Consider the following 21469-nt stretch of genomic DNA (forward strand, 5'->3'; position numbering starts at 1 on the left):
CGGTTTGATCGGCTCGCGGTCCGGCCCTATGTTTCCCAGGCAGATGTCGAGCCCCGGGGAGACGCCATGAATACCGCCATCAGTCCGTTTCGCATCGCCGTCAGCGACGATGTCCTCGAGGATCTTCGCGCCCGGTTGCGCCGGACCCGCTGGCCCGAGGCCGAGCTGGTCGACGACTGGAGCCAGGGCGCGCCGCTGCAATGGATCAAGGACGTCTGCCACTATTGGGCCGAAACCTATGATTGGCGGCAGCGCGAGGCGCAGCTCAACCGCTTCAGCCAGTTCACGACCGAAATCGACGGGCTCGACATCCACTTCATCCATGTCCGCTCGAGGCATCCCGAGGCACGGCCATTGCTCATCACCCATGGCTGGCCGGGATCGGTGGTCGAATTCCACAAGGTGATCGAACCGCTGACCGATCCGACGGCGCATGGCGGCAGCGCGGCCGATGCCTTCCATGTGGTGTGCCCGTCACTCCCGGGCTTCGGCTTCTCGGCAAAGCCGACCGCGACAGGCTGGGGCGTCGACCGGATCGCCAAGGCCTGGGCCGTCCTGATGGAGCGGCTGGGCTACGCCAGGTATTTCGCGCAAGGCGGCGACTGGGGCTCCGCGGTCACGACCGCGATCGGCGGACAGGATGCGGCGCACTGCGCCGGCATTCACATCACGCTTGCGATGTCGACCCGGCCCAATGTCGAGGGCCAGCCGACGCCGGAGGAAACCCGTGCGCTCAACGGCATCAAATACTACGCGGACTGGGATTCCGGCTATTCCAAGCAGCAGTCCACCCGGCCGCAGACGCTCGGTTACGCCCTGACGGACTCGCCGAGCGGGCAGGCGGCCTGGATCCTGGAAAAGTTCTGGGCTTGGACCGACTGTGACGGGCATCCGGAAAACATCCTGAGCCGCGACGAACTGCTCGACAATGTCATGCTGTACTGGTTGACCGAGACGGCCGCATCGTCGGCGCGGCTCTATTGGGAAAGTTTTGGGCCGGGCAAGCGAACCCCGCACAAGGTGAGCGTGCCGACCGGTGTTGCCGTGTTCCCCAAGGAGATCGTCACGCCGGTCCGCAAATGGATGGAGACGAATTTCACCAACATCCAGCACTGGCGCGAGATGCCGAAGGGCGGACATTTCTCGGCGTTCGAGCAGCCCGAGCTTTTCGTTGGCGAGGTGCGCGAGTTCTTCGGGAAGCTGCGCTAGCCGTGAAGCTAGTCGCGCAGGATGGGTAGAGCGAAGCGAAACCCACCGACGTTGCGTGCGGCGCGAATGATGGGTTTCGCTTCGCTCTACCCATCCTTGTATTAGCGCGCTGGATTAGACTGGCCTCGTTCCGAGAGGAATGGCCCAGCTCGGGTGGCCGCCCGGGCTGGGCCGCTGATCGATCGGATCGATACCCATCGAAGCCTTGAGGGCTGTCGTTCGTAGCAAGATCGCGATCGGCACTTCATCGGGACCCGCATGGTTGAACGAACTCTAGGTTCGCATCACAAGGGAGGGTCGAGGAAGATGGCCAAGCGTATCACAATCTGTGCCGGAATCGATATCGGCAAACGGAAGCTCGACGTGGCGCTCGCCGACGGCTCGGACCAGCTGCAGGTGGAGAACACGACGGATGGTTACAAGACGCTGTTGGAGTGGCTTGGGCGCCACAAGGTCAGGCGGGTTGGGATCGAGGCGAGTGGTGGCTATGAGCAGCCGGTCGTCGTCGAGCTGCGGCGCAAGCGGTTTGTCGTCGTGGTGTTCCAGCCGGCGCAGGTGCGTGCCTATGCCAAATACCGCGGGCAGCGTGCCAAGAACGATCGGCTCGATGCCGCGCTGATCGCCGCCTGCACCGCTGCGGTCAAGAAGATCCACCCGGCACCCGACGCCAGATTACCGCCCTTGGCCGGACATCTGACGCTGATTGATCAGATCGGAGAAGATATCGCGCGATTCAAGAACCGGCTACGAACTGCGAACTACAGCAGTCCCCGATAAATCCCGGGCGCGGAGCCTTCGATGGCCACCGCGCCGACGGCCTTCGAATAAAATTCTGCCGGCCCGACCCCACCAATGATGGCGTAGCCGAAGCCCTGGTGCTTCATGTCCTCGAGACAGGCGAACAGCAGTGCCTTGCCGATGCCGCCCTGCTGCGCCTTCGGCGCGACGCCGGTCGGACCGAAGAAGTTGCGGCAGGCCGCGTCGTGGCAGGCGAATCCCATGATCTTCTTTTGCTGGATCGCGATGAAGCAGGAGACCGGTTGGCGGCTGAACGCAACCTCGGTTTCGCTGGCCCATGCCTCGCTGAACGTTTCCCGCACCCAGGCTGTGACCTTGTGCTTTTCGGGAGCGAGCGCCCGGCGCATGACAATTCCGGCCTTGAGCAATCGATCGTAGGCGGGCCGAGAATCGGGCAGGGCATAGAGTTTGACGAGCATGTCCATCTCGCTACCTTAATTGAAAACGCGTCCCGCGGGCAAATCGTAGGAGGAAGGTAAAGGCGAAGGATGGGTGGATCCGATGGGCCATTAGGCAACGTGCGGATCGCCGACATATTAGGGATGTCCGCTCTCGGCTGCGGCCCGTGCTGCCTGACCGGCAATCTCGTCAGCTCGCCAGCACCGGACCGCGTGCCCGTCGGCGCGCGTTTGAAGCGACGGCCCGGGCTCGCGCTGGCACACCGCCTCGGCGTAGCGACAGCGCGGACTGAATGCACATCCGTCCGGCGGATTGAGCGGATTGGGAAGCTCGCCCCTTGTCGTCGCGAGCGGTGCGCGGCGTAGCGGATCGGGAATCGCGGCGATCAGGGTCTGCGTATACGGGTGGGCCGGCCGCTCGAAAATCTCGCGCCAGCCGCCCGTCTCCACAATGCGGCCGAGATACATGACCGCGACCCTGTCGCTCATGTGCTCGACCACGCCGAGATCGTGGCTGATCATAATATAGGAGAGGCCGAGACTCTCCTTCAATTCCAGCAGCAGATTGATGATCTGGGCACGGATCGAAACATCGAGCGCCGATACCGGTTCGTCGCAGATGACGATCTTGGGATTGAGGATCAGGGCGCGGGCGATGCCGATGCGTTGGCGCTGGCCACCCGAGAATTCATGCGGGTAGCGGCCGGCCTGTTCGGGCCGCAGGCCGACATGTTTGAGCATCGCCGCAATGCGTCCGTCGATCTCGCTTTGGGCCGTCACGCCATGCAGGCGCAGCGGGTCTTCAAGCGTGCGGCGCACGGTCTGGCGCGGATTGAGCGAGGCGTAGGGATCCTGAAACACCATTTGGGCGGTACGGGCCAAAAGCTTTCGATCGACCGATCGCTGGCCCGTCACGACGTGCCCGTCGAGCACGATCCTGCCTCGCGTCGGCGTCAGCAGCCCAAGCAGTGAAAGTGCGACGGTCGACTTGCCGCAGCCGGATTCGCCGACGAGACCGAGGCACTCACCGCGCTTCAGTTCGAGATCGATGCCGTCGACCGCGCGCAGCAGCCGCTGGCCGCCGCCCAGCAAGCCGCCGCCGAGCGGAAAATGCACCGCGAGATCCTTGACGCTGAGGATGACATCGTCGTCAGGCTTCGCCGCGGGCTCATGCATGGTGGTGGCACCTGACGAGGCCGCCTGCAGCGAGCCATGTCGTTTCCGGTGCGGTGGTCCGGCAGATCTCGGTCGCCTGTGCGCAACGCGGATTGAAGCAGCAGCCGCTCGGAAAGTCCGCGATCGCCGGGACGACGCCGGCGATTTCCCTGAGCCGCGACCGGCCGAGCGCTGCGCGGCTCCCCAGCCGCGGCAGCGAATCGACCAGGCCCTGCGTGTAGGGATGCGCGCAGGCGCGGAAGATGTCGTCCGAGCCGCGTTCCTCGACAATGCGACCGGCATACATGACGCCGACGCGGCGGCAGACGTTGGCCACCAGGCCCAGATCGTGGCTGATCATCAGAATCGCCGTGCCTCGCTCGGCGCACAGATTGCGCATCAGCTCGATGATTTCCGCCTGCACCGTCACGTCGAGCGCGGTGGTCGGCTCGTCGGCGATCAGAAGATCCGGATCGCATGCCAGCGCGATGGCGATCATCACGCGTTGGCGCATGCCGCCCGAAAGCTGGTGCGGATAATCCTTCACCCGCCGCTCCGGTGCGGCGACGCGCACGTTCGCCAGCGCCTCGACGGCCAGCTGGTTCGCCTCGCGCCAACTCTTGCCTTTGTGCAGCACGAACATCTCCGCGATCTGCCGGCCGACGGGTGACACCGGATTGAGCGCCGTCATCGGCTCCTGGAAGATCATGGCGATGCGGTTGCCGCGCAGCGCCCGCTGCTCGGCCGCGGAAAGTCTCTGAATCTCGCGACCCTCGAAACGTATCGCGCCGGCGGCGACCGCGAGCGGCCGGCGCAGCAGGCCGATCAGGGCGAGCGCCGTAATGCTCTTGCCGCAGCCGGACTCGCCGACGAGGCCGAATGTCTCGCCGCGATCGATGCGGAATGAAACGCCCTCGACCGCCGCAACATGGTTGGCGCCGTCGTCGAGATCGATGCGTAAATCCTCGACTTCAATCAGCGGAGGAGCCGTCATCCGCGCCGGCTCCGCGACTGGGGATCCAGCACGTCACGCAAGCCATCGCCCAGCAGGTTGAGGCCGAGCACCGTCAGGAAGATGGCGAGGCCCGGGAACACCGACAACCATGGCGCCGTGGTGATCTGGTCGCGCGCCTCTGACAGCATGCTGCCCCAGCTCGGATAGGGTGGACGGATGCCAAGGCCGAGGAACGAAAGCGAAGCTTCCGCCAGCACCGCGCCGCCCATGCCGAGCGTGCCGATGACAATGATAGGGCCAACCATGTTCGGCAGCAGCTGCGTGATCATGATGCGCAGATCTCCATAGCCGAGCACGCGCGCAGCCTGCACATAGCCCTGGCTCTTGAGCGACAGCGTCGAGGCGCGTGCGATCCGGCAGGTGAAGGACCAATTGGTCAATCCGAGCGCGATCAGGAGGCTGGTCAGGCCGGGTCCAAGCACCGCCATGATGGCGAGGGCGAAGATCAGAGAGGGGATGGCGAGCATGACATTGGTCAGCCCGTTGACGACATCGTCCCACCAGCCGCCCCAATAGCCCGCGGTCAGGCCCAGCGTCACGCCGATGACGCTATTGACGAGCTGCGAGACGATGCCGACCGTCAGCGAGATGCGCGCGCCGTGCACGACGCGGGAATAGATATCGCGGCCCTGCGCATCGGTGCCGAACCACCAGATCCAGCTCGGCGGTTCTTCCGCATTCATGAGGTTGGCGCCCATGACCGGGTCTGTATGTGCAAGCCAGGGCGCGAACAGGCCGACGAAGATCGCAAGCGCGAATAGCACGCCGCCGATGATCGCGCTGGTTCCAAGCTTCATCGCGGCCGCTCCACCGTGGTAGGCGCGACGGTCGACCGTGCGCTGACGTGACGAGACTGGCCGCCGCTCATGCGTATCGGATCCTGGGGTCGATCACGCCGTAGAGCAGGTCAACCAACGTATTAACGGCGAGGAAGAACAGCACCACCACGAGAATGGTGCCCTGCACGGCGGGGATGTCGCGCTGCAGGACGCTGTCGACCAGCAGCGAGCCGATGCCCGGCCAGGAGAACAGTTTCTCGACGACGACGGCTTGGCCCATCACGACGCCGAATTGCAGGCCGATTGCCGTGAGAATGATGACGAGGGCATTGCGCATCACGTGCCACGTCACGACCCGGGTTTCGCTCATGCCCTTCGAGCGCGCCGTCCGGACAAAATCCGCGGTCATGATCTCGAGCACCGCTGCCCGCGTCGTCCGTGCCAGCAGCGCCATCGGCGAGACGCCGAGGGTCACGGCAGGCAGGAGCAGATATATGAGGCTGCCATCGCCATAGCCAAAGCTCGGCAGCCAGCCGAGCTTCAATGCAAACAGATACATCAGCAAAAGCCCGAGCCAGAATTTGGCCATCGAGAGGCCCGACACCGCCAGGACCATCGAGAGCGTATCGACGATGCTGCCCGGCTTCAGCGCGGCGATGAAACCGAGCGGAACGCCGACCGCAATCGCAAACACCAGCGCTGCGAAGATCAGCTGCAGCGTTGGCCACATCCGTTTCGCGACCATGGTCGTGACCGGCTCGCGGGTCCGGAACGAGGTCCCGAAATCACCTGTCGTGAGCTTGGCGACATAGGAGCCGAACCGCACGTAAACGGGATCGTCCAGGCCGAGCTGCTTTTTCATGCGTTCGACGACCTGCGGGTCCGTCGGACCCCGGCCGTCGTCGCCCATGCTCGACACGATGCTTCCCGGAACGACGCTGAACAGCACGAAGATCACCAGCACGACAGCCAGCACGGTCGGAATGGTTTGCAGGACTCGACGGATCGCGAAGGAGAGCATTGGACGTTTTCCTCATCCCCTCCATCATTTCACACGATGGAGGGAGAGCGATGGCACCTGTCACTTCGCCGGCGAGGTGTCGTCGACCCAGAGGTCTTCGACGTTTTGATGGGTCAGTTCCGTCGCGTCCTGCTGGATTCCCTTGAGCCAGGGCTGCACCGCCATGACAGCCTTGTTGTAGTTGAAGAACCAGATCGGCGCTTCGTCCTGGAGCAGTGCATTGGCCTTCTGCAGCAGCTGGACGCGCTTTGCGGCATCGTCGGTCTGGCCGGCTGCATCGATCATCTTGTCGAACTTCGCGTTCTTGAAGATCGTGTAGTTGCAGGCCGATTGCGGTGTCGCCGAGTGGAAGCATTTAAGCGCCGCCTGCGGATCCGGGCCGGTCGCCTGGGAATAGATGAAGGCCTGGAAGTCGCCCTTGCGAATGACCTCTGCCAGCACCGCGGTCTCGACCTGCTTGACCTTCACCTTGATGCCCACCTTGTCCAGCATCGGGATCGCGGCTTCGACGATCGGCAAGCCCCAGCTTTCGTTCTGACTGGTGGTCCACTCGAATTCAAAGCCGTTAGGATAACCCGCGTCCGCTAGCAATTGCTTCGCCTTCGCAGGATCGTAAGGGTAGGGCTTCATGGCCTTGTCGTACGCAGGCGAGGTCAAAGGCAGCCAGCTCGTGGCGCGATAGGCCTTGCCCTTGACCAGCTTGTTGATGATCAGATCGGCATCGATCGCGTAGTTGACGGCCTGCCGGACCCGCTTGTCGGAGAAAGGCTTGAACGCGGCATTCATCCCCATATAGCGGGTGAAGACCTCGGCGACTTCGACGATGCTGCCCTTGAGGTTGGGGTCGGCCTGATAGGCGACATACTGCGCGGGCCCAAGCACCGAGGTGTCGATCTCCTTGTTGCGGAAGGCGACATCGCGGGCGGCGGCTTCGCCCATCAGCGATATCACGAGCTTGTCGGCATACGGCTTGCCGGGCTTGTAGAACCGGTCCCAGCGTTCAAGCACGATGCGCGATCCCGGCACGTGCTCGACGAATTTGAATGGACCAAGACCAATCGGCTTCTGGAGGAAGCTCTCCTTGCCGCCCTCGTCGGCCGGATAGATCGAGGTCAACGCGGTGAAGAAATAGAAGGCGGGATCGACTTTCTCGGTCAGCTTCATTTCGAGGGTGAAGTCGTCGATCTTCTTCAAGCCCGAGATTTCCTTGGCTTGGCCCTTCTCGACCTCGGCCGCGCCCTCGATCAAGCGGACAAAGCGCGCGCCGGGATAGGCCTTGGTGCCGTCCATGATACGATTGTAGGACCAGATGATGTCGTCGGCCGTCATCCTTCGGCCGTTGTGGAAATAGGCGTCGTCGCGCAGCTTGAAGGTATGAACGAGGCCACCGCCCGAGACGGTAACCTCCTTGGCGAGTTCCAGAACCGGCTTACCCTCGGTCGAGTCCCAGATGTAGAGCGAGCGGTGCAGAGCCTTGGCGTAGATCTCGTCCTGGGCGCGCGGTGTCGTGTGGATGTCCATGCTGGTGAAGCTGGAGCCATAGGGCGCCGTCATGCGAATGGTCCCGCCCTTGCGCGGGGTCTGGGCCTCCGCCGTGGCGCCGAGTGCGAGCCCGAGGCCAACCGCGATCGCAATCAACTTGAACTTCATGCTTCCCCCAACGATGCAGGAACATTCCGATCAGCGAGTTGACCATCGGCAGCACGTCAAGCGCAAGGTCCTCATGTCGCGTCGATGGCGACCGGAACCAAATAATTTGTGTCGCCGCGATGCGTGCGGCAGGATTATGGAAACGCTGCGGGCGCTTACGGACATGATTTGCCGTGCGACAGCTTGGCTGCAACTTGCGCGAGCATGTAATCGATTGCGATTGAACGGATTTCGGCTTCCGTCACGAAATTGCGAAGCCAGGGTTCCGGACCGCATGATCTAGCAACGAACAACCAAGCCTCGGACGATTCATGTCGCGAGAAACCCAGAGCTCAACAACGCGAATGAAGGTTTTCATCGCACGTGCCTGCCGTCTCTTCGACGGCTAGCATCGGCGATGTCGCGGCAAAGCGTGCGTTCAAATAGCGGGCAAGTGACGCCCAAAGTTGATGCGAAGGCGCGATTTCGTCTCAGTCCCGGTACGACGGATCGGCGCGATCGAGCTTGCGGAGCAGCGCCGGCCAGGCGAGTTCGCCGTTGCGCGCGGCGCGGCCGGGCTTGGGCAGCATCCGCTCATAGGTGTCTTCGAGGATGTTTTGCGGCGGATAGGTCAGCTTGGTGTTGCAGGACAGCGCCATCACCTGGGTCTGGCAGGCGCGCTCGAGCCGGAACAGCACGTTGAACGCGGCAGGCACAGTGCGGCCGACGACCAAGAGGCCATGGTTGCGCAGGATCATCGCCTCGTTGTCGCCGAGGTCGCGGACCAGCCGCGCGCGCTCGTCGATATTGTCGGCGATGCCTTCGAAGTCGTGATAGGCGATGTGCAGGAAGCGCATCGAGGTCTGCGCCAGCGGCAGCAGGCCGCATTCCATCGCGGAAACCGCCATGCCGGCAGGCGTATGGGTGTGCGCGACGCAGTCCATGTCGTGCTTGGCCATGTGGATGGCGCTGTGAATGACGAAGCCCGCGACATTGACATCATAGTCGGTGACGTTGAGCAGCGTGTTGCCCTCGACATCGACCTTGATCAGGCTGGAGGCGTCGATCTCCTCATACAGCATGCCGTAGGCATTGATCAGGAACTGGTCGGTGGTACCGGGCACGCGGCAGGAGATGTGGTTCGCGATCATTTCGGTCATGCCGTAAATCGCCGTCAGCCGATAGCAGGCGGCAAGATCGACGCGGGCCTGCCACTCCTCGGCGCTCACCTGTTCGCGAACGGATTTCACGACCTTGATCGCGGGCGAACTGACGGGGGAATTCATGGCGTTCTCTCCTTGAGACATCTGCGGGGCCGGGGCCCGATTGTTGGCGTGGACCATAGCAGAATCGGCACGGCGGCAAGCCGCGCCGCGTCGGCTTATTTGCAGGTCTGGCGGGCAAAAACCGAATGCGGCATTGGCGCACCGCGGGTTCGATGTCAGGATACGAAAAAATAGCCGAGGCGCACAAAATGAATGATCGCAAAGCGCCGTTCTCGGGTTCATCGTCATGACGGAAGGCCGCTACCGCCTGATCGGTTCGACCGCATCGCCCTATGCGATCAAGTTGCGCGCGCTGATGCGCTACCGGCGGATTCCGCACGACTGGGTCATCATGACCAAGGCGTTGCGCGCGGCGACCGCGCATCTGAAGCCGATGCTGATTCCGGTGCTGCAATATCCCGACGGCAGCTATCGCGGCGAGACCACGACGCTGGCCTACGATCTGGAAGCGCGTCACCAGGGGCGTTCGGTGATCCCGGAGGACAAGGCTACAGCCTTCATCTGCGATCTGCTCGAGGACCTCGCCGACGAGTGGGCAGTGAAGCCGCTGTTTCTGTATCGCTGGTGGGACGAGGAAGATCAGGCTTATGTCTCGCGCTGGGCGGGAGAGGAGTGGTCGACGTCGGAAGCCGCGGCCGGCAGCCGCGCGGAAATCGAGGAATTCCGGCAGCGGCAGATTTCGCGAATGGTCATTCTCGGCGCCACCGACGAGAACCGGCCGCTGCTGGAGGAGAGTTATCGCCGGACACTTGCGGCGTTCGAGCCGCATGTCGGCATGACGAACTACCTGTTCGGCAGCCGGCCGTCACTGGCGGATTTTGCCTGGTTCGGCCAGCTCAGCGAGATGGCGACCGACCCGACCCCGATGCGGATCATGCGCGAGCGCGCGCCGTTCACCGATCACTGGGTGCGGCGGCTCGATGATGCCTCCGGCGTCGAGGGCAACTGGTATCCGCGCGAGCAGGCGCTTGGCGGATTCGCTGAAGCGCTGCTGCGGATCGCTGGTGAGCTCTATCTGCCGTTCCTTGCCGCTAACGCGGATGCATTCGCCGAAGGCCTCGCGCGCCTTGAGATCAACGTCTGGGGACTGCCTTACGCGCTGGCGCCGTTCAAATATCAGGTCAAGTGCCTGCAGCAGCTGCGCGGGAAATTTGCGGCGCTCGATGCCGGAGATCGCGCGGCGTTGAAGCCCGTGCTGGAACGCACGGGATGCTGGGCGATCCTGAATGGAGGCTGGTCGATCAGGGACGGCAACCAGATTTAGAACGGCAAGAGCTCAGCTCCGATGCCTGCTGCCGAGCGCGACCGCGACCGATTCCGGATGCCTGATCCGCTCGATGAGCATGTCGATGCGGTCGCCACCCCAGAACAGCTCGCCGTTGAACACCATGCTCGGCACCCCGAACACGCCGAGCGCTTCGGCCTCGTCGATGATGCGATCGTGTTCCGCGCGGGCAGGGCCGCGAACATAGGTCTCGAACGCGTCAGCGGAACTACCGATCGCGGCGATCACGCCGGCAATCTCCGACAGGTCGTCAATCTCCAGCTCATGGTTCCAGAACCTCCGGAACACCGTGTCATGATAGGGCCGGAACAGCCCGTGGCGCTGCGCGAACAGCATTCCGGCGCTGGCGTGGAATGCGTCGTAGATCCGGCGCGGGCCCTTCATAGTCAGTCCTTGCGCATTGGCGAACCGCCGCGCATCCATGTAGGAGTAGCGGACCTTGCGCCAGAAATGCGGCGTGCGCGCCTCGACCGTGCCCATGAACTCCGGAATGCGAAGCGTGTAGGGCAGCCATTCCAGCTCCACGCCCAAGGTCTCCTCGAGTTCGAACAGCCGCTTGTTGGCGACATAAGCGTACGGAGACTTGTAGTCGGTGTAGATGCGTACGCGCGGCTTTTCGATCATCGTTCCTCACCCGGTCGCGACAATTGTTCCCGATCCCGGGCGGTGACGCAATACGGTGCTACGAAGGGAGACGGCGGGCAAACGAATGGGCCCCGGTGCATTCAAGCATCGCGGGGCCCTGCTACTTCGTTTTAGCGAAGGATCTCTGGTGTAGACCAGTGGTGTTTCGGGACCTAAAAGCGCTTGGCCTTTGCGCCCTCGTCCTGCGGATATGTTCAGATTGTCGGCGGCGCACGCGGCTAGCAGCTGCTGTTCGCCTCAACGTGCACCGAGACCTTGCCGCTGAGCAAGGTCGCTGGCTTTCGCCGGTGGCGTCATGCTCCTCTCCAAGGGTGGGCCGACGGACCTCTGTCCGCTTCTCTGCCTGGCGGCCGATTCCAAAATCGTCCGTCAATTCCTGCGACGCGGGGAGCAGGCGCTCCCGCACCCCAACAGGTGCAGTCACCGAAATGCTGCGGCAGTTATGGCCCGCTGTCAAGTTAACGAGCGGGGTATTTCAGGTCAGCTTTCCTGTCGCGACTTGGTCGTTCGATACCGGGTGAAGTCCGGATCGTGCGTCATTTTCCAATAGTCGACGAACCGCCACGGCATCGCCGAGAATACCCGGCCGCTCCTGTTGCGGTAGTAGGTCGTCATGCCCGGATGGGTCCAGATCAGCTGCTCATGCTCGGCATCGACGTTGCGGATGTATTCGTCATGCGCGTCGGGATGCACATCGATCGCTGCGATATCGTTCTCGATCATCTCGACGAGGCAGGCGGAGATGTAGCGGCTCTGGCATTCCGACTGGAAGATCACGCTGCCGCCATGCGCAGGACCCGAGTTGGGGCCGAGCATCAGAAACAAATTGGGGAAGTCAGGCACGGTGAGACCGAGATACGCGGTCGGATTGTCGTCGCGCCACACCTGCTTGAGGTTCTTGCCGTCGCGGCCGGTGATGTTGAGACGCGCCGCCATCTCGGAGACCTTGAAGCCGGTCGAGATCACGATGACGTCGTGCCGCCGGGATTTGCCGTCGGCTGTGACGATTCCGTCTGCAGCGAAATGGTCGATCGTGTCGGTGACCAGCTCGGCATTCGGCCTGGTGAGCGTCTTGAACCAGTTATTGTCGAGCAGGATGCGCTTGCCGTAAGGCGGATAGGTCGGCATGCACTTCTCGATCAAATCAGGGCGGTCCTTCAGCTCGGAGAGGATGAAGTCGGCCAGCTCCTGGCGATGCCGGTCGTTGCCCTTGTTGACGGCGCGGTCCGGATGCGGCCACGCCAGATCCTTGCGCAGGAACGGCAGCAGGCCGTCGCCGTAACGCCAGAACATGTTGAAGCGATACCACTGCACATAAAATGGCAGATGGGCGAGCAACCACTGCGCACCTTCGGTGATCGGGTCGGAATAGCCCTTCACCGGCCGCGCCCACTGCGCGGTGCGCTGGTAGACGGTGACCGAGGCGACGCGGTCGGCGATCGACGGCACCAGTTGCATCGCGGTCGCGCCGGTGCCGATGACGGCGACATGCTTGCCGTCGAGTTTGATATCGTCGGACCACAGCGCCGAATGAATTTTGAGGCCAGTGAACTTCTCGTCTCCCTTGAAGGAGGCAGGCGAGGGATCATTGAGCTGGCCGATCGCGCTGACCAGCGCAGTGGATTCGAACGTCTCTTGACCGCTCGCCGTCTTCAACGTCGAGATCCAGCGGCGCTTGCCTTCGTCCCAGCGCGAGGCGACGAGCTCGGTCGAGAGGCGGACGTGCTGGCGGATGCCGTATTCGCGCACGACCTTGAGCAGGTAGTCGAGCAGTTCCTGGCGCTGCGCGAAATAGCGGGTCCACGGATTGCGGGCGCCGAACGAGAAGGAATAGGAGTGGTTCGGCGTATCGACGCCGCAGCCGGGATAGCGGTTGACGTACCACGTGCCGCCGATCTCATCCTGCTTCTCGACGATGGTATATTGAATGTCGAGCCGCCCGAGCGCAACGCCAAGCGCGATCCCGCAGACCCCGGCGCCGACGATCAGCACATGCTGCTGCGCCAGTCGTTCGTCGGAAGGGCGCTCGTGCCATCTGGCGTCGCGGGGAACGAATCCCATCTCCTCGCGCATCAGAGGCGCGTATTCCGGCGCGACGTTCTCGCCAAGCGTCGCACGCATCATCCGCAGCATCAGCTCGTTGCCGGGATCGGTGATGACGGGTTTCGGCGTGCCATTCGCAAACAGATTCAGAACCGCGGCACGGATCTCGTCCTGGACCTCCTTCGGCACGCCCGCGTCCGGATCGGGGATCAGGCGGACGTCGCGCTTCGGCTTGTACCGCGGCTCGAGCCACTTCTCGTCGCCGGTCATGTGCACGAGCACCATCAGCAGCACGCGGATGTCGCCCTCGGCGATGGCGGAGGACAGATCGAGGTGTTGGCGCGAAAGCTCAATATTCATGCGTTGTCCTCAGCTCGCCGGTGCTTCGGGCAGACCGCCATAGGCGGCCCAGGTGGTGCCGACGATGTAGCCGGCGTCGACCGGCAGGTTGATGCCGGTCACGCCGCTGCTCCGCGGCGAGAGCAGCCAGGCGATCGCCTGCGCCACTTCGATCGGCTCGACCAGCCGGTTCATTGCGGTCGGGCGGGCAAGCAGCTCCTTGTTCAGGGCGCCCGACGCGATACCGGCTTCGAGCGCCACCGTGCGGGTGAAGCCGGGCGACACCGCGTTGACGCGCACGCCGGAACGTCCCCATTCGGCGGCAAGCGTCTGCGTGATCTGGATGACGCCGGCCTTCGCCGCGGTATAGGCGTGGATCGGGCCCGACGTCATGCCGGCCACCGAAGCGACGTTGACGATCGCGCCATGCCGCCGCTTGGCCATTCCGATGCCGACGCTGCGCGAGACCAGGAAGGTGCCGCGCAGGTCGATATTCACCTCGCGGTCCCATTGCTCCATCCGCACCCGCTCGATCGTGTGCATCTTGCCGAACACGCCGGCCGCGTTGACGAGGCCGGTGATCGGGCCGTGCGCTTTCTCGATATCGGCGACGCCGGTGACGACGGCGCTTTCGCTCGCGACGTCGAATGGCGCCGGCCAGAGGATGGCGGCTGTTCCGACCAGCGGCTCAGGTGCGATGTCGACGATGACGACGCGATGCCCTTGATCGGCAAGCAGCGTCGCGGTCGCCGCGCCAATGCCGCGGCTGCCGCCGGTGACGAGGATGGTGCCGTCAGCGCTCATCGTTTCTTCCCTTCGCTGTTGAACAGGCCATGCGTGACCAGCTTCTGGTAAGCCGTGATCACATAGTCAGGCACGGCGGTAACGCCTTGCTCGGAATACGAATAGCGCCGGCTGAGATAGCCGCGTGCGCCCATCAAGACCTGGACAATGGCCTCGAATTCCTCGTCGCTGAAGGTGTTGGTGGCGCCCGCGGCCCGCGCGCGCTGGAGGATCCGGACATAGGCGCTCGAGATGTTGTCGAAGTGCTTCTGGTAGCCGATCGGCGCGAAGAATTCGGCCTCGTTGAGGATGCGGAGAAACTCGGGCACCTCGCGGATGAAATCGAAAAAGGCGCTGAAGCGCTCGACCTCCTGCCGTGCTTCGTTGGCAGTGCCGGTGCGCGCATGGATGAAGCGGACCATGTCGAGGCCGATCTTCGGCAGCAGCTGGTCGAGCAGTTCCTGGCGGTTCTCGAAATGATTATAGAAGGTGCCCTGCGCGACGCCGGCAGCTTCCGTTATCCGCGCAACGGAGGCTTCGGCATAGCCGTATTTGCCGACGACCTTGGTCGCAGCGTCGAATATCTTCTGCTTGGTCCAGGCGTTGCGCTCGACCCGGTTGAGTTTTGTCACTTTGGCGGATGTCGTTTGCGTCATGCGGTGGCCTCGAGTTCAGCGCGGAGCACGCGTTTGAGCACCTTGCCGGATGGATTGCGCGGCAGGCTGTCGCGGATGATCAACTGCCGCGGCACCTTGAAGCCAGCGAGTCGCGCACGGCAGTAGTCAGTGAGATCAGCCAGGTCGAGCCTCGCGTCGTCGGCCAGCACCACGATGGCGACCGGCTTCTCGCCCCAGCGGTCGTCCGGCAGGCCGATCACCGCGACCTCGCGCACCCCGGGGATTTCGTAGATGACGCGCTCGACCTCGGAGGAGGCGATGTTCTCGCCGCCGGAGATGATCATGTCCTTCTTGCGATCGGTCAGATAGAGGAAGCCGTCGTCGTCGAGATAGCCGACGTCGCCGGTGCGGAACCAGTCGCCGAAGAAGGCGGATGCGGTCTTCTCGGGATCCTTCCAGTAGCCCTGCGTGACCTTCGGGCCGCGCAGGCAGATCTCGCCGTTCTGGCCGGCGGGCAGGCGCTTGCCGGCATCGTCGCGGATCTCGATCTCGACATGGGCGATGGCGCGGCCGGTCGAGCCGATCTTCTCGATCTCGCGGCCGGCGTCCATGAAGGTATCGCCGCCGCAGCTTTCGGTGAGGCCGTAGGCATCGATGTAGCGCGCGTTCTTGAAATAGTCAGAGAAGGCGTGGATACGAACCTCCGGCGTCTTCTCGCCGCCGCCGATCGCCCATTGCAGGCTCGAGACATCGTAGCGCTCGCGGTTCGGGCAGGTGAGAAGCGCCGTGGTCATGACCGGCGCAAACCACGCTGTGTTGAGCTTCTCGCGTTCGATGGCGGCCAGCGCCAGCTCGGGCTCGAAGGTGCGGTGAATGCACAGCATGCCGCCATGCCAGAGCACCGCGATGCCGGGCAGGTCGAGCGCGCCGACATGATAGAGCGGGCCGACGACGAGCAGCCGTGTGTCGGCGTTCAGCCCGAGCACCACGGTCTGGTCGGCGGATTTCCAATAGATGTTCTCGTAAGTGAGCATCACCCCCTTGGGGCGATCCGTCGTGCCCGAGGTGTACATCAGCCGCATCAGGTCGCGCGGCTGGCGCACATGGATCGGCGACGGCGCAATGTCCGGCGCAAGATTGGTGACGCTGGACTGTGCGACTTCACCCAGCAGCACCACCGGTGCGCTACCGCTTGCTATCGCAGCAAACTCCTCGTCGGCGACCAGCAGCCGTGCGCCGGCATTGCCAACGATGTAGCCGACCTCAACGGCCGACAGGCGATAATTGATCGGCAGGAACACCGCGCCGATATGGCTGGTCGCGAACACCAGTTCGAGAAAGGCTGAGCTGTTCTTCATCAGGACGGCGACGACATCGCCGGGCGCGATTCCGCGTGTCGCGAGCCAGCTGCCGACCTGCCGGATCCGCAGATCGAAATCTGCATAGGAGACGTCTTCGCCGCGGTATTTCAGCGCACAGCGGTCTGGAGTCCGCCTGGCATGAAATGCGATGAAGCTGGAAAGATTGATCATTTGCCGTCCGTCGGGCCGATTCCGGCGCCGTTTTCTCCCTGGATGAATTGTGAGTCGTAATTCATCTTTGGCTTGACGTCACCCCCCTTGCTCTGAAAACATCGTGGCCATGGAGACGAAACGATCTCCGACAGGGATTTGGGAACGCGAACCCGACAGGGAGGGGAATATGACGAGGACCCGGAAACCGGGCATCAGCCGGCGTTCGACGCTTGCGCTGATGGGCGCCGGCGCAGTGAGCTTTGCTGCGCCATGGGCGGCGCGCGCACAGGCCAAGACCATCAAGATCGGCATGCCGACCATTCTGTCGGGTCGCGTCGCGCAACTCGGGACGTCCTCGCGCAATGCGGTGATGCTGGAAGTCGAGAAGGTCAATGCCGCAGGCGGCCTTGCCGGGCGGCAAATCGAGATGGTGATCCGCGACTCCAAGGGACAGCCGCAGGAAGCCGCGCGTATCGCGCGCGAGCTCGTCAACACCGATGGCTGCGAGATGCTGCTCGATGGCGAGGCATCGTCGGGATCGTTCGCGGTTCACGAGGTGGCGCGCGATCTCGGCGTCCTTTGCATCCACACCTGCTCGGAAGCGTCGTCGCTGACCGCCGATCCCAAGCAGCACATTCCGAACGCCTTCCGCTGCGTGCGGCAGGGGATTCATGACTCGATCGTGGGCGCCGGCTACGCGGCCGGGATCGCCAAAGCGAAGGGTCTGAAGAAATGGGCGACCTGTTCGCCCGACTATGCCTATGGCCGCGACACCACCGGCGAGTTCGTGCTGTATCTGAAGAAGTTCGCGCCCGATGTCGAGATCATCAGCGAGTCCTGGCCAAAGCTGTTCCAGCCCGATTACACCGAGGTGATGACCAAGATCCTGCAGGCCAAGCCACAGGCGCTCTACTCCTGCCTGTGGGGCGGCGATCTCACCTCGTATATCGACCAGGCCAACATCTACGCGATGTTCACGCAGATGGAGGTGTTTGCGGTCAACATGGCCGACTACACCGCGCTCACGGTGGTGAAGAACCTGCCCAAGGGTATCCACTCCGGCGACCGTTACATCAAGACATTCCCGCCGACGCCGGAGAATGCAGCCTGGGGCGATGCCTACAAGGCGAAGTACAACGAGTACCCGACCAACTGGTCCTGGCAGAACGCGACGGCGATCATGTTCCTCAACGAGGCCGTCAAGAAGGCGAACTCGACCGACGGCAAGAAGGTTGCGGAGGCCCTCACCGGGCTCACCATCAAGTGCCCGTTCGGTGCCGACGGCACCGTCACGATGCGCGCCGACGACCACACGCTGGTCGGCTACGCGATCGGCTGGGGCACTACGATCCCGCAGGAGCCTTATGTGCTCGATATGAAGGCCGGTGACTGGAAGACCATCTTCGAGCTCGAAGCCGAGTGGAAGAAGAGCAAGGGTTACACCTGATCCGCATGCGGGGCGGAGGCAGCGTACTGCCTCCGCCTTGCATTTGATGTTTGTCGCGCGCCGGCGTTGCGGCCGCCGTAATGGATGATTCTCGTGGACCTCGACGCGCTCGCCAGTTGCCTCACCAGTCCCGCCTGTCTGGTGACGCAGACCACCAGCGGCCTGATCATCGGCATGCTGCTGTTTCTCGTCGCCGTCGGGCTGACCCTGATCTTCGGCGTGCTCAAGGTGGTCAATTTCAGCCATGGCGCCTTCTATATGTTCGGCGCCTATTTCGCGATGACGGCCTACCAGCTCACCGGCAGCTTTGCGCTGGCGATCCTGAGCGGAGCCGTCGGCACCGCGCTCCTCGGCCTGATCTTCGAACGCGCGTTCATGAGCCGGGTCTACGGCCGCGACGTCCTGATGCAGCTTTTGGTCTGCTACGCCTTCGTGCTGATCTTCGACGACGTCGTCCGCATGATCTGGGGACCTGAATTCAGGTCGATGGGCATGCCGGCCGCATTCCAGGTGCCGCCACTATTCATCGCCGGCGGCGTGGTGCCGCCATATTATCTGCTGCTGATCGGGGTGGCGCTCGTCGCCGCGGTGGTTCTCGGGTTAGGACTGGCGCGCTCCAGGGTCGGCAAGGTGATCCGGGCAGCAGCGCACAATCCCGGGATGGTGTCGGCGCTCGGTATCAATACGGGGCTGATCTATGGCGGCGTGTTCGCGCTCGGCGGCATGCTGGCGGGGCTGGCCGGAGCGCTTGCCGCGCCGGTGCGTTCGCTGACGCCGGGCATGGGTTTCTCGGTCTTGATCGAGTCCTTCATCGTCACCGTCATCGGCGGCATGGGCTCGATCCTGGGCGCGCTCATCGGTGCGCTCCTGATCGGCCTGATCCGTTCCTTCGGATCGCTCGGTTTCCCGCTGTTCACCGAGGGGCTGATGTACCTCTTCATGGTGATCGTACTGGTGTCGCGTCCGACCGGCCTGTTCGGCAAGGAGGTCGCATGACCGAGTTGCAGGCCGGGCAGGGCGCACAGCCCCTCGAAGTGCCCCGGATCGATGCCAGGCCGCAGCGCTATCGCGACCTGCTGATCGCGCTCGCGGCGTTTGCCGTGCTTGCGCTGCTGCCGATGGTGTTCGGCAGCAAGCAACTGCTCGATTTCGTGATCCGCTGCGCCGCCTACGGATTGTTCGCGACGTCGCTCAACCTCCTGGTTGGCTATACCGGGTTGATCTCGTTCGGGCACGGCATGTTCTTCGGCCTCGGGGCATATGGCTTCGGCCTCATGATGCAGAAGACCGGCGTGCCGATCCCGGTGGCCTTCGTCGCCACGCTGGCGATGACCCTCGTCGTCGCTGTCGTCATCGGCGCGATCTGCGTGCGATTGAAGGAGATCTATTTTGCCTTCGTGACGCTGGCATTCCAGATGCTGATCCACTCGACAATCCTGTCGTGGCAATCGCTAACCGGCGGCGACCAGGGCCTGCGCGGCGGCATTCCGCGGCCGCCGTTCCTCGGCATCGACCTCTCGAACCATCTGCATCTCTACATCACGAGCTGCGCGCTGCTGGTGATCGGGCTGCTCTTGATGCGCCAGATCGCGCAGTCGCCGTTCGGCTACACGCTGCGCATGATCCGCGACAACGCGACGCGGGCGAGCTTCATCGGCATCGATGCCTGGCGCGCGAAGCTGACAATCTTCGTGCTGGCGGCGCTGTTCGCGGCGACCGGCGGCATCATCATGGCGCTGTTCGTCTCCGGCGCCTATCCCGAATTCGCTTACTGGACGATCTCCGGCGAGGGCATTTTCATCAACATGCTCGGCGGCGTGACGACCTTCCTCGGGCCGATGGTCGGAACGGTGCTGCTGCTGATCCTCAACGACACCGCGACCCGCCTGACCGAGTATCACGGCATCGTGCTCGGCATCGTGATCCTGTTCTTTGCCATCGGCCTGCGGAAAGGGCTGATGGACTTTGTCGTCGAATGGTTTACGCAGCGTCGCGGCCAGGGGCGCAGTTAGCCATGCTGGAAATTCGCGGCCTCTCGAAATCCTTTGGTGGCGTCAAGGCGACCGACAATGTCTCGCTCGACTTTGCCGACGGTTCGCTTACCGCCGTGATCGGTCCCAATGGTGCCGGCAAGAGCACGTTCTTCAACCTGATCACGGGCGCGCTGCGGCCGGACGCCGGGCAGATCCTGCTCAATGGCGTCGACATGGCGGGCAAGACGCCGCCCGAGATCGTGCGCCATGGCATCGGTCGTGCCTTCCAGGTCGCGAGCATCTTCCCCTCGCTGACGGTCGAGGAGACGATGCTGGCAGCGGTCTGTGCCGATCAGCGCCGCGCCGGCGTGATGCATCGCCGCTTTCCATTGGCCGAGACGCGCGACCGCGCCGAGCACGCGATGGAGCTGCTCGGCCTTGCCGGCAAGCGCAACAGGACCGCGGCGACGCTGTCGCATGGCGACCAGAAGCTGCTCGATATCGCGCTCGCGCTGGTGCTTGACCCCAAGGTGCTGCTGCTCGATGAGCCGACCGCGGGCATGGGCACCGAGGAGCGGTGGCGCATGATCGACAAGGTGCGCGAGCTCTGGGAGAAGCAGAAGATCACCGTCGTGTTCATCGAGCACGACATGGATATCGTGTTCAAGATCGCACCTGAGATCGTCGTGCTGTGTTACGGCCGGATCCTGGCGACCGGGACGCCTGATGCGATCCGAAGGAATGAAGCCGTCATCGAGGCTTATCTCGGCAGCGACGACCATGCGGGAGCGGTGGCATGAGCGCCCAGCCGGTGGTACAGGTCGAGGATCTCGACGTCTATTATGGCACCAGCCAGATCCTGTTTGGCGTCGGACTCTCGGTGCGGAAGGGCGAGACCATGGCGCTGCTCGGCCGCAATGGGGCCGGCAAGTCGACCACCATGAAGGCGATCATGGGATTGGCGCCTGCGCGCCGCGGCAAGGTGACCCTGCGCGGCCAGTTGGTGTCCGGGATGAGGCCGCATCACATTGCGCGGGCAGGGCTCGGCTTCGTGCCGGAGGACCGGCAGATCTTTCCCGAGCATAGCGTCGAGGACAACCTCGTCATCGGCCAGAAGAAGGGACCGGACGGTGAGGACGAATGGTCGATCCGCCGCGTCTATGACGTATTCCCGCTGCTGGAGCCGCTGCGGCACCGGATCGCCGGACGGCTGTCCGGCGGCGAGCAGCAGATGCTGGCGATTGCCCGCACGCTGATGGGCAATCCGGTGCTGCTGCTGCTGGACGAGCCGAGCGAGGGGCTGGCGCCGATCATCGTGCAGCGCATCGGCGAGCTGCTGCGGCAGCTCCGCGGCACCGGTGCCACAGTATTGATCGCCGAGCAGAACATGCATTTTTGCCTTGGCCTTGCGAGCCACGCGACGGTTATCGACAAGGGACAGATCGTCTACACATCCTCCATCGAAGAGCTGAAGGCCAACGACAACATCCGGCAGCGCTATCTGGCGCTGTAGGGCTCTTCGACAGCTGTGGG

General features: G+C 63.5%; 20 protein-coding genes. 8 read left to right on the plus strand and 12 right to left on the minus strand.

The annotated features are described in order from the left end of the window. Positions 1–66: 66 nt before the first annotated feature. A complete protein-coding gene (locus ACVW1C_RS33055; RefSeq protein ID WP_456761846.1) occupies positions 67–1209 on the plus strand; it encodes an epoxide hydrolase family protein in 1143 nt (380 codons plus the stop codon). A gap of 306 nt (positions 1210–1515) precedes the next feature. Then, positions 1516–1986, plus strand: coding sequence for an IS110 family transposase (locus ACVW1C_RS33060; RefSeq protein ID WP_456761847.1), 471 nt, complete (start codon positions 1516–1518; stop codon positions 1984–1986). On the opposite strand, the gene ACVW1C_RS33065 is transcribed toward ACVW1C_RS33060, so the two are convergent. From ACVW1C_RS33065 to ACVW1C_RS33095, 7 genes are all read right to left on the minus strand, one after another. Beyond that, complete coding sequence (locus ACVW1C_RS33065; RefSeq protein WP_456761848.1) at positions 1968–2432, minus strand: GNAT family N-acetyltransferase; 465 nt, start codon at positions 2430–2432, stop codon at positions 1968–1970. The two genes, ACVW1C_RS33060 and ACVW1C_RS33065, sit on opposite strands and share 19 nt — an antisense overlap. A 111-nt stretch (positions 2433–2543) precedes the next feature. Beyond that, a complete protein-coding gene (locus tag ACVW1C_RS33070; RefSeq protein ID WP_456761849.1) occupies positions 2544–3581 on the minus strand; it encodes an ABC transporter ATP-binding protein in 1038 nt (345 codons plus the stop codon). Next, on the minus strand, positions 3574–4554 hold the full coding sequence (locus ACVW1C_RS33075) for an ABC transporter ATP-binding protein (RefSeq protein WP_456761850.1): 981 nt from the start codon (positions 4552–4554) through the stop codon (positions 3574–3576). The genes ACVW1C_RS33070 and ACVW1C_RS33075 overlap by 8 nt, the downstream gene beginning before the upstream one ends. Beyond that, on the minus strand, positions 4551–5372 hold the full coding sequence (locus tag ACVW1C_RS33080; RefSeq protein WP_456761851.1) for an ABC transporter permease: 822 nt from the start codon (positions 5370–5372) through the stop codon (positions 4551–4553). Before ACVW1C_RS33080 ends, ACVW1C_RS33075 begins: the two co-directional genes overlap by 4 nt. 67 nt (positions 5373–5439) lie before the next feature. Next, entirely contained in the window at positions 5440–6375 is a 936-nt protein-coding gene (locus ACVW1C_RS33085; RefSeq protein WP_456761852.1) for an ABC transporter permease, read from the minus strand. Positions 6376–6435: 60 nt separating this feature from the next. After that, positions 6436–8025, minus strand: a complete 1590-nt coding sequence (locus ACVW1C_RS33090; protein WP_456761853.1) for an ABC transporter substrate-binding protein — start codon at positions 8023–8025, stop codon at positions 6436–6438. Between the two features lie 470 nt (positions 8026–8495). After that, entirely contained in the window at positions 8496–9290 is a 795-nt protein-coding gene (locus ACVW1C_RS33095; protein ID WP_456761854.1) for a class II aldolase/adducin family protein, read from the minus strand. A 226-nt stretch (positions 9291–9516) separates the two neighbouring features. Here ACVW1C_RS33095 and ACVW1C_RS33100 point away from each other — a divergent pair, with 226 nt between their 5' ends. Beyond that, the gene (locus ACVW1C_RS33100; RefSeq protein ID WP_456761855.1) at positions 9517–10554 is read left to right on the plus strand and encodes a glutathione S-transferase N-terminal domain-containing protein; all 1038 of its coding nucleotides are present in this window, start codon (positions 9517–9519) and stop codon (positions 10552–10554) included. Between the two features lie 12 nt (positions 10555–10566). Here the strand turns inward: ACVW1C_RS33100 and ACVW1C_RS33105 are convergent, their stop codons facing one another. From ACVW1C_RS33105 to ACVW1C_RS33125, 5 genes are all read right to left on the minus strand, one after another. Then, positions 10567–11196: a DsbA family protein gene (locus tag ACVW1C_RS33105; RefSeq protein ID WP_456763238.1), complete on the minus strand. Its 630-nt coding sequence runs from the start codon at positions 11194–11196 to the stop codon at positions 10567–10569. A 504-nt stretch (positions 11197–11700) separates the two neighbouring features. After that, entirely contained in the window at positions 11701–13623 is a 1923-nt protein-coding gene (locus tag ACVW1C_RS33110; protein ID WP_456761856.1) for a flavin-containing monooxygenase, read from the minus strand. Between the two features lie 9 nt (positions 13624–13632). Next, positions 13633–14406, minus strand: coding sequence for an SDR family NAD(P)-dependent oxidoreductase (locus tag ACVW1C_RS33115; protein WP_456761857.1), 774 nt, complete (start codon positions 14404–14406; stop codon positions 13633–13635). Continuing rightward, positions 14403–15041: a TetR/AcrR family transcriptional regulator gene (locus ACVW1C_RS33120; RefSeq protein ID WP_456761858.1), complete on the minus strand. Its 639-nt coding sequence runs from the start codon at positions 15039–15041 to the stop codon at positions 14403–14405. Before ACVW1C_RS33120 ends, ACVW1C_RS33115 begins: the two co-directional genes overlap by 4 nt. Next, positions 15038–16534, minus strand: a complete 1497-nt coding sequence (locus tag ACVW1C_RS33125; protein WP_456761859.1) for an AMP-binding protein — start codon at positions 16532–16534, stop codon at positions 15038–15040. Before ACVW1C_RS33125 ends, ACVW1C_RS33120 begins: the two co-directional genes overlap by 4 nt. Before the next feature lie 169 nt (positions 16535–16703). On the opposite strand from ACVW1C_RS33125, the gene ACVW1C_RS33130 reads away from it, so the two are divergent. The 5 genes from ACVW1C_RS33130 to ACVW1C_RS33150 all read left to right on the plus strand — a co-directional run bounded on the left by ACVW1C_RS33130 (position 16704) and on the right by ACVW1C_RS33150 (position 21449). Then, the gene (locus ACVW1C_RS33130; RefSeq protein ID WP_456761860.1) at positions 16704–17963 is read left to right on the plus strand and encodes an ABC transporter substrate-binding protein; all 1260 of its coding nucleotides are present in this window, start codon (positions 16704–16706) and stop codon (positions 17961–17963) included. 93 nt (positions 17964–18056) lie between these two features. Further along, complete coding sequence (locus ACVW1C_RS33135) at positions 18057–18959, plus strand: branched-chain amino acid ABC transporter permease (RefSeq protein WP_456656596.1); 903 nt, start codon at positions 18057–18059, stop codon at positions 18957–18959. Continuing rightward, a complete protein-coding gene (locus tag ACVW1C_RS33140) occupies positions 18956–19975 on the plus strand; it encodes a branched-chain amino acid ABC transporter permease (protein WP_456761861.1) in 1020 nt (339 codons plus the stop codon). Before ACVW1C_RS33135 ends, ACVW1C_RS33140 begins: the two co-directional genes overlap by 4 nt. 2 nt (positions 19976–19977) lie before the next feature. Further along, positions 19978–20736: an ABC transporter ATP-binding protein gene (locus ACVW1C_RS33145; protein ID WP_456761862.1), complete on the plus strand. Its 759-nt coding sequence runs from the start codon at positions 19978–19980 to the stop codon at positions 20734–20736. Then, positions 20733–21449: an ABC transporter ATP-binding protein gene (locus ACVW1C_RS33150; protein WP_456761863.1), complete on the plus strand. Its 717-nt coding sequence runs from the start codon at positions 20733–20735 to the stop codon at positions 21447–21449. Before ACVW1C_RS33145 ends, ACVW1C_RS33150 begins: the two co-directional genes overlap by 4 nt. Positions 21450–21469: the final 20 nt, after the last annotated feature.

Source organism: Bradyrhizobium sp. USDA 4011 (assembly GCF_054063415.1).